4 protein-coding genes and 1 pseudogene are annotated in these 5,505 nt (G+C 33.1%); 3 read left to right on the plus strand and 2 right to left on the minus strand.

Annotation, left to right across the window (positions count from 1 at the left end; translation table 11 throughout):
- Positions 1-309 precede the first annotated feature (309 nt).
- The 3 genes from ACEN2I_RS19765 (at position 310) to ACEN2I_RS19775 (ending at position 2,828) form a co-directional block, all read left to right on the plus strand.
- Positions 310-1,005, plus strand: coding sequence for a leucine-rich repeat domain-containing protein (locus tag ACEN2I_RS19765; RefSeq protein WP_441767804.1), 696 nt, complete (start codon positions 310-312; stop codon positions 1,003-1,005).
- Between the two features lie 326 nt (positions 1,006-1,331).
- The gene (locus ACEN2I_RS19770) at positions 1,332-1,850 is read left to right on the plus strand and encodes a leucine-rich repeat domain-containing protein (RefSeq protein ID WP_441767805.1); all 519 of its coding nucleotides are present in this window, start codon (positions 1,332-1,334) and stop codon (positions 1,848-1,850) included.
- A 309-nt stretch (positions 1,851-2,159) separates the two neighbouring features.
- Positions 2,160-2,828, plus strand: a complete 669-nt coding sequence (locus ACEN2I_RS19775) for a leucine-rich repeat domain-containing protein (protein ID WP_441767806.1) — start codon at positions 2,160-2,162, stop codon at positions 2,826-2,828.
- A gap of 709 nt (positions 2,829-3,537) precedes the next feature.
- Here the strand turns inward: ACEN2I_RS19775 and ACEN2I_RS19780 are convergent.
- Together ACEN2I_RS19780 and ACEN2I_RS19785 are read right to left on the minus strand one after the other, a co-directional pair.
- A pseudogene (locus ACEN2I_RS19780) lies at positions 3,538-4,731 on the minus strand (IS256 family transposase); the annotation flags it as partial.
- Positions 4,732-4,759: 28 nt separating this feature from the next.
- Positions 4,760-5,505 (minus strand): tetratricopeptide repeat protein (locus tag ACEN2I_RS19785; RefSeq protein ID WP_441767807.1); only part of this gene is annotated, 746 nt, incomplete at its 5' end.

Here is a 5,505-nt window from a genome sequence, read left to right on the forward strand (position 1 = left end):
TTTTTTCATAATTCTAAGATATTTATTTTTATTTAAACAGTCTTAAAATTTATGTCCCAGTAAATGTAGCAACTCCATTTTAATACTATCACTTAAAATTCAACAGCATCTTATCTTAAAAATGAATCTTAAGCAACTTAATAACTTTCGCTTTCAACAGATTTCTTTAACGGTTTTCGAAACATGTCACTTTTTGTACCCCTTTATAAGTTTTTTCTATTTGGTCTGGCACTTACTTTTGCTCCTGGCTTTGGATAAATACGTTTTTTCATGCCCGATAGACCAAGCAGAACTTTAACGAGAAATAAAATGATGAAAAAAAAATTAAGTGCGTTGCCGCCAGTTAATGTAATCACGGACAGGCTGGTGCTAGAGGATCTTTTTAAGTGTAATCCAGAAAATACTTTAGGATGGCCGGTGGACAAGCTAGATTCGGACATCAGTACCTGGAGAGGGGTAGGCGTGGATAACAATGGAAGAGTAGTTAAATTGAATTTAGGAGGTTGTAATCATGATGGTAATTCTCTCTTTAACTTGACTGTTCTTCCTGTATCGATCGGGAAACTGGAACACTTAATTTATTTAGATCTATGTACAAATCAATTGGCCGAAATTCCAGTAGAAATTGGCAATCTGACCAAATTAATGTTTTTAGATTTGGGAGAAAATAAATTGACTAATATTCCTTTTGAAATTGGAAACCTGATCGAGTTAAGGACTTTATATTTACACACTAACAAATTGATGTCTCTCCCAGCGGAGATTGGGAGCCTAGCAAGATTAACGCAGTTAGGTTTAAGCTCCAACCAATTAAAAACTCTTCCATCGGAGATTGGAAATTTGGACCAGCTAGTGTATTTAAATTTAATGAACAACATTGACTTGGTTACTATTCCGCAAGAGGTTTGTGATTTGGAAAACAAAGGGACCTCAATATTTAAAGATAAAAGGGTAACATGTGCTAAAAGCTTGTTTAAAAATGTAAAAAAATATTTGCATAACTGATTTAACAGAGAGTCAGTAGTAATTTTTCAAAAAAAAAAAAAACTTTAAAAATAGATGATATAAAGCGAAAACTTAGTTAGCGATTGATTTAGAAAGGTCTATTAATTACTTGGAAAAAAGGTTATGTCAATGGCGAATTATATTCATTATTTTGACCCGCTTTTTTATACAGAAGAGCACCTCCTTTATACTTTTTTTGTATTATGTGACTTTTTGTACCTCCTCAGAAGTTTTTTTCTGACAGACAGGTGCCTATTTTTACGTCTTACCTTGAGTAAGTATGCTTTTATATGGTAATAGTCCAAGTTTAACTTAAAAAAAATAAAATGATGAGAAACAAAATAAGTAAGTTACCGGCAATTATAATGAAGGATAGAGAGGTATTGGAGGATCTTTTTAAATGTAATCCAGCAAATACCATTGGCAAATCTTGGTGCATATATAACCCGTATTCTGACATTAGAAGCTGGAGAGGTGTAAGCGTGGATGCCGATGGAAGGGTTTTTAAATTGGATTTAGGAGGTTGTGATGATAATGGTAATTCTCTCTTTAACTTGAATGTTCTCCCGGCATCAATCGGGAATCTGGAACAGTTGAAAATATTATACTTGCACAGTAATAAATTGAGCGATCTTCCTTCGGAATTAGGGAACCTGCGCAACTTAACGGAGTTGGGTTTAAGCTCAAACCAATTAAAGGTTATACCGGAGGATATAGGTAACCTCACGCAATTAAAGTATTTATATTTATATTCAAACGAATTAAAGACTATACCGCAAAAGGTTTTTGATCTGGAAAAGACGGGTGCCTTAATAGTAAAAGATGACGAGGTAATCTATATTTAATAAGTCTTCCTTTTAAGATTTTAAGGATAATTTAAGGTAAAAAGATTTTCGATCATTGGTTAAAAGAGCGTATGTTAATAGTTACAAATGCTTTTAGATCTTTTCTTGAAATATTTTTTTTTGAGCAGCTCAATAATTTACGTTTTCTGTCTCTCTCTTTGATCTTTTTTTCGTACAGATGTTAATTCTTGTAACCCCTTTATAAGTTTTTTGTATCTGGTCCGGTACTTATTTTTGCTCTTGTCTTTGCTTAAGTACGCTTTTTTTAGAGACAATGATCCAAGCTTAATTTTTTAAAATAAAATAATAATGATAAAACAAGAAATAAGTACTTTTCCACTACTTTGTGAAATGACGGATAGGCAGGTGCTAGTGGATCTTTTTAAGAGTAATCCTGGCAATACTATTGGTAAATCCTGGCAGGTGGATGACCCGGATTCGGATATCAGTACCTGGAGAGGAGTAAGCGTAGATGATAATGGAAGGATTATTAAATTGGACTTAAGTGGTTGTAATGAGGAGGGCAATTCTCTCTTTAACTTGACCGTTATTCCTCGATCCATTGGAAATCTGATACAGTTAACGGAATTGTATTTGTATATAAACAAAATAACAGAAATCCCAGCAGAAATAGGAAATCTTGTGAATTTAACAGGGTTACTTTTACATAACAACAAGTTGATCCAAATTCCAAGAGAAATAGCTTACCTGACAAAGTTAAGGTGGTTATATTTAAGCTCAAACGAATTGATATCCATCCCAGAAGAAATAGGAAAACTGACACAGTTAACTATTTTATCTTTAGCATATAATCAACTAAATACTATTCCAGCGGAGATAGGGAAACTGTCTAAGTTAAAGCATTTATATTTATACGAGAACAACTTGGTAACTATCCCACAAAAAATTTGTGATTTGGCAGATACTAGTATCAAAATAGTTAAGGATTCAGGTGTACCTTTGTTACGTAAAATATAGCTTTTCTACTATTTTTAAGATTAACTAAATTAGAGATTTCGATTATTGTTTATATAGGCATCGATGAATTCGTATAGTTATAACTATTGGGTTCTCTAAATAGTATTATTATAAGACAGACCAAGCTTATCTTTAATTACAAAAAAAAAGTGTGCATCGCAGTTACTTTGTAAAATGACGGAAAGGCATGTTCAGATAGATTTTTTTTTAAGGTAAATCCATACAATTTTATGGGTGACTGTTTGCACGTGGATAATCCGGATTCGGACAGGTATATCGATAGGGATAGATGTGAATAGCAAAGAGCGTCATTAAATTGAATTTAAGAGGTTATAATGATAATTATCTCTTTTTGACTTGACCGCTCTGTCGGCTTATATCTGGAAATACGAACAGTTACTCAACTTAGATTTAGGAGCAAATAAACTAAACACGATCACAGATCTATTGGGAACTTTACAACAGTTAAGTTGTTTTTATTTAGACGTCAACAACTTAATAATTATCCCAGTGGAGATTGGAAATCTGGAGCAGTTAAAATATGAATCACGATTTTGCGGAATAAATTAATGTAAATTAGAGAAATAGAAAGCATTGTAGACTATAGCAATACGGCTAACTTACCAAAACGGATATTTAAATAATAACTAAACAGTTACTGATCGACTCTGTCCCAAAAAGTGTGTAAATTGAAAAGTCAAGGCTTCGTTTATATTCGGAGCCTTTTTTCAAATATAAGAGTAAATTGGTTTAAAACAATTCCCCAATTTTGAATAGGCATGGTCCATTTTTTGGTTACTTCTCTTAAAGCCAAAAATACAGATTTTAATACAGCATCATCGGTTGGGAATGACATTTTTTTTTGGTGTATTTTCTAATTTTCCCATTGAGATTTTCTATTAGATTTGTGGTGTAAATTATGTTTCTGATTTCAATTGGAAATTCAAAAAAGACAGTGAGCTCGTCCCAGTTATCACGCCAGGATTTGATAGCGTAAGAATATTTACCCTCCCATTTTTCTGCAAAATCATTTAAAGCTAACTCAATTGCTTGTTTATTTGGAACATTGTAAATATGCTTCATATCGCCAGTAAAATTGTTCGGTCTTTCCAAACAACATATTTGCATGCATTTCTAATTTGGTGAATTACGCAGATTTGTGTTTGGGATTCAGGAAAAAACACTTCGTATTGTTAGTGTAAAACCGTTCAAATTGTGTCGGTAGCTGTAATGAGTATATCTTCAACACCTCGAGCCTTTAAATCGGTTAAAACGCTTATTCAAAAGCTACTGCTTTCATTCTTTTCAGACCCATTCCTAAAACTTCTTTTTAGCCTTCTCGGTTGAGCCCTACAGCTAAATAGATGGTTTTGTTGATGACTTTGGAACCCTCTCTGACTTTGAAAACAATTCCATCCATCCAAACAATCAGATAAAGCTCTTCTAAGGGTCTGTTTTGCCAAGTAACTACTTCTGTAGCAATTGTGTTGGTAATCCGAGATATGGTTGAAGAAGATACATCAAGATCATGAACTTCTTTGATTTGTTCTTCAATATCACTTACAGTCATTCCTTTAGCGTAAAGTGAAATGATTACATTTTCAATACTTTGAGCTATGTTTTCTCTTTTAGGAACAAGAATCGGATTAAAAGAAGAATCTCTGTCACAAGGAACTTTGATTTCCTGACTACCAAAAGAAGTCTTGATTTTTTTAGTTCCGTGTCCGTTGCGATAATTATCCGTAGTAGTTTTATCGTGCCTTTTATTGTCTAGATGAGAATCAAGTTCAGCATCGAGCATATCTTCAACAGCTCGTTTGTGCATTGTTTGGAAGAATGAAGTCAAATCTTCTGCATTCTTGAAAGATTTATAAAAATCCTTGTTGTTTAATAAGTCGTCTTTTCAACTTTTACAGTTAGTGAAACACTACCTACTGATCAACTAATTGATAAAATTTTTCCTTCATAGCTTTACCTTTTTCTGTTTTACCTATTTTATTTAATGCGTCCCCAAAACGGAAAAAATATATCGACTCTAAATCTTTAGTTATATCAAATAATTGCTCATACCACTTTACGGCTTTTTCCATTTCATTTTTAAAAAAATAATGATTTGCTAGCTCTTTGTAGATATAGACCGATCCATATCCGTTTTGAACCACTCCTTCATAAATATCAATAACGTCGACGACAATTGAGTCTAGATCTACATCCTGAGTTTTTCGTATAGCATCAATTGGAGTTTTTTGTAGATCTTGAGTTTGATTAAGATTTTCTTTTTGGGAAACTTGTTTGTTTGCTAATTCATTACCCTTATTTTTTTTGTTTTTTTCCAAGGATTTTTTTGCATACTTAGTATCCATTTTTGATTTCTTAGACCCGCTGCGGTTTTCTTTTTGAAAGCCGTGATCTGCAAAGGCATTATCTGTGAATTCAGTACCCTTGTCTTTTTTTGAGGATTTTTTCACTAGCTCATCTTTCGTTTTTGTTTTCTTAGTCTCGCTGCGGTTTTCTTTTTGAGAATCGTGATCTGCAAAGACATTATCTGTCAATTCAGTATCGTTGTCTTTTTCCGAAGATTCATTGTTCGTTTTTGATTCCTTAATCCTGTTTCGGTTTTCTTTTTGAGAGTGCTGAGCCGCCAGGGCATCGCCTGCCAATTCAGTATCGTTGTCTT

Source organism: Flavobacterium sp. W22_SRS_FK3 (assembly GCF_052113665.1).
GTDB lineage: Bacteria > Bacteroidota > Bacteroidia > Flavobacteriales > Flavobacteriaceae > Flavobacterium.